This window comes from Intestinibacter sp., from assembly GCF_051866655.1.
In the GTDB taxonomy this organism is placed as follows: Bacteria; Bacillota; Clostridia; order Peptostreptococcales; family Peptostreptococcaceae; genus Intestinibacter.
This window is the reverse complement of the sequence record NZ_JBJDXL010000347.1, coordinates 1-3,375: the sequence shown is the minus strand read 5'-3', so window position 1 is coordinate 3,375 and position 3,375 is coordinate 1. Positions and strand designations below refer to the sequence as shown.

The window sequence follows — 3,375 nt, the reverse complement described above, 5'->3', positions numbered from 1 at the left end:
TTGGTTGCCGGGTTTCATAGGGCCAGTCCCTCCACCGCTCTTGATAAGACTTATTTAATTTATGATATGAAGTATATTAAATTTTATTTTATATGTCAACTGAAAAAGTATATAATTATATAAAATATTTTTAATATTCAGACAGTGCTTCTCTTATACAATTTACATATTCAAAGAATAGGGCTGTTTTATTACGTCTATTGAAATTTTTTAAATTGCCGTCTTTAAAGAAAAGCTGTCTTTGAGCTAGCGTTATTTCTAATTGGCATCCTGCTTTTGATAATCCTCTATTTACTATATTGTTTTTAGTTGTGCCATCTATTCCTGCATGTGGTTTTGCTACTTTAAATCCTTTTTTTGTGAGATGTTTTGCTACTTTTTTTCCTAGAGTTTTGTCTAGACCACCTATATATGTTACAGGTTTGTTCCCTTTTGCACCGTGTATAGAAATTACTTTTTCAGATTTAGCGACTAATTCATCAGCTTTGGGATCATCAAAATTGCTGCTAGTTATATGCAGCATTATATTTTTACTGTTTTTAAGACCTTCGAACTTATATAGATTGTAGATATCACCTGTTATTTCTTCTGCAATTTCTGAAGTACCTGGTTCTATATTGCCTCCGTGAATAGATATACATGTAGTTTTAGAATTTACGTCTTTTACTGTGATTTTGTAATCTATATTTTGAACTTCATTTTTAGATAATTCATCGTAATTTTTGTATTTATCGACCATTTATTTCACTTCCTTCCTAATATTGTTTTAGCCTTTGATAACAATATTTTATCATTAAAAGTAAATTTATGTTTTATTATAATAGTTTTGTTATAATTAAATTATTAAAATAAATTCAAAAAAATTGGGGGAATTATTGTTGAAAAAAGAAAATTTTAGTTTTAAATCTGCAAATAAAAAAACTGACATATATGGAACTATGTGGCTACCAGATTCAGAGCCAACGGCGATTTTACAAGTTGTCCACGGTATTACAGAGCATATGGGAAGATATGAAGAGGTTGCAAAATATTTTATAGATAAAAATATAGCTGTAGTAGGAATTGATTTATTGGGACATGGTCATTCGGTATATAGCGAAGAAGAAAAATCGTATTTTGGCGAAGAGGGAAGTTGGAATTTAGTTGTAAGAGACCTAAATACTTGCAAGAACAAGATTAAAGAGAGATTTTCCGATATTCCTTATGTACTAATGGGATTTTCACTTGGATCATTTTTAGTTAGAACATATTTGACAGTATATGATGAAAATGATATAGATGCAGTTATTTTAATGGGGACAGGTCAAAAGCCTGGACTTGTTTTAAAGATAATTTATAAATTAGTGAAAAGAGAAGGCAAAAAAATAGGAGAAAATAATTCGAGTCCTTTTATCAAAAAATTATCCTTTGATAGCTATAACAAAGCATTTTCTCCAAACAAAACCGATTGTGATTGGCTTTGTGCAGATGAGAAGTCTCTAGAGGATTATTTAGAAGATGAGTTGTGCTATAAAGAAATATCGGCTGGGCTTTTTAGAGAATTACTAGGAGGTATGATTTTTACATCTAATATGAACAACATTAAAAAAATAGACGAGGATATGCCGATGTTATTAATTTCAGGGGGAGACGATCCAGTAGGCGATCAAGGTAAAGGCATTGACATGACTAAAAATTCATTTGAAAAAGCAGGTATAAAAAAAGTCGATGTTAAAATATATCCAGGATTGAGACATGATATTTTACATGAAAGTTGCAAAGAAGAAATCTATGAATACCTATATAAATGGATAATAGAAAATATATAAATAGTGTAAAAAATGTAATAAATATGTAATAATTGCAATGTAAAATAATATAAGTGTTAAATTATATTATTAAATCATAGGAGGAAATTTATGGATTATATACTGTATTTTTTCATATATTCATTTTTAGGGTGGATTTGTGAGAGTATATATTGTTCTTGCTTGCAAAAGAAAATAGTAAATAGAGGATTTTTAAACGGTCCGATTTGTCCCGTTTACGGAGTAGGAGCATTGATTGTAATTACGGGATTGTGGTCTTATAGAGACAATATGGTTGCAGTTTTTGTGTTGGGATTTATTTTAACCTCTATACTTGAATACGCTACAGCTACAGTTTTGGAAAAATTATTTCACGCTAAATGGTGGGATTATTCAAATTACAAATTCAATATACATGGAAAGGTATGTCTGTTGAATTCTACTATGTTTGGATTTTTAAGCTTATTTGTAATTGAAATTTTGCATCCATCTGTTATAAATATCTTGAGCAGGATAAATACCACTGTTTTATACGTATTTTTAGTACTTGCAGTAGCTACTACAATAGCCGATTTAGCGACTACAGTAAAGGCTTTAAATACTTTAACAGTAAAGGTAGATGCTTTAGCTAATATAGTTGAGGATATGAAAAAAATTCATGCCAAGCTTAAATTATACGAAGATGAAGAATTTATACGCAGATTAAAACAAGGTCCAGATGAAATGATTGAAAGAATGAAGGCGTTGAAAATCAACGAGGTTCAATTACAATCAATACTAGATGAAATGGACATGGCATTTGATGAAAAGCTAGACGAAATGCAATTGAAATTTAGATCTTTAAAGGAAAAAGCTTATATACATAGAAGATTATTAAATGCCTTCCCAAATATGAGATCTACAAAATCTAAAAAAAGAGATGTACACTTCCAATATATTAAAAATCTTTTAAAGGACAAAACTAAATATTAAATACGTTCAAACCTCAAATACATCTAGTATCGATTGATTTGAGGTTTTTTTATAAATATTTGTATGGTAAACTTTAATAAACAGAATATTTACAAAAATGGGGGAAGATTTATGGATATATTTAAAATGCTAGATATAGAAAAGACAAAAGACAAAATGGCGATAAAACAGGCTTATTTAAGTAAATTGAGTGAGACAAATCCAGAAGACAAACCAGAAGAATTTATGATGCTTAGAGAGGCTTATGAAAAGGCTTTAGAATATGCAGATATGGACGAGGATATAGAAGATAATTACGAAGAAGACAATATTTTCGAGCATGAAAATGAAGATATAAATATTTGGCTTAAAAAGGTAGACGGGGTATACAGCGATTTTAAAACTAGAAACGATGAAAATGCATGGAAGGAGCTTTTAAAGGACGATGTCTGCCAAAATATAGATACTAAAAACGACGCTAGAGAAATGCTTTTGGTGTATTTTATGAAAAATTACTACCTTCCATCAAATATACTAAGACTTTTAAATGGATTTTTTAATTTTATAGATGATTTAGATGAATTATACGAGGATTTTCCTAGCGAGTTTATAGACAATATAATCGTCGATGGAGTCA

General features: G+C 29.4%; 4 protein-coding genes and 1 riboswitch. Of the genes, 3 read left to right on the top strand and 1 reads right to left on the bottom strand.

Features of this window, described 5'->3' with window-relative positions; all coding sequences use genetic code 11:
- Positions 1-50: riboswitch (SAM riboswitch) on the bottom strand. This riboswitch is flagged as partial in the annotation.
- A gap of 80 nt (positions 51-130) precedes the next feature.
- Positions 131-739 (bottom strand): poly-gamma-glutamate hydrolase family protein, encoded by a 609-nt coding sequence (locus ACI3VO_RS10410; RefSeq protein ID WP_439757856.1) that lies wholly within the window; start codon positions 737-739, stop codon positions 131-133.
- Between the two features lie 139 nt (positions 740-878).
- Here ACI3VO_RS10410 and ACI3VO_RS10405 point away from each other — a divergent pair, with 139 nt between their 5' ends.
- From ACI3VO_RS10405 to ACI3VO_RS10395, 3 genes are all read left to right on the top strand, one after another.
- Positions 879-1,808, top strand: a complete 930-nt coding sequence (locus ACI3VO_RS10405; protein ID WP_439757855.1) for an alpha/beta fold hydrolase — start codon at positions 879-881, stop codon at positions 1,806-1,808.
- 90 nt (positions 1,809-1,898) lie between these two features.
- On the top strand, positions 1,899-2,759 hold the full coding sequence (locus ACI3VO_RS10400; protein ID WP_439757854.1) for a putative ABC transporter permease: 861 nt from the start codon (positions 1,899-1,901) through the stop codon (positions 2,757-2,759).
- A 111-nt stretch (positions 2,760-2,870) separates the two neighbouring features.
- Positions 2,871-3,375, top strand: a 505-nt coding sequence (locus ACI3VO_RS10395) for a hypothetical protein (RefSeq protein ID WP_439757853.1), incomplete at its 3' end; no start/stop codon positions are given.

Coding starts and splice junctions, on each gene's coding strand:
- ACI3VO_RS10410 (WP_439757856.1), bottom strand. CDS start 739: ATGGTCGATAAATACAAAAATTACGATGAATTATCTAAAAATGAAGTT.
- ACI3VO_RS10400 (WP_439757854.1), top strand. CDS start 1,899: ATGGATTATATACTGTATTTTTTCATATATTCATTTTTAGGGTGGATT.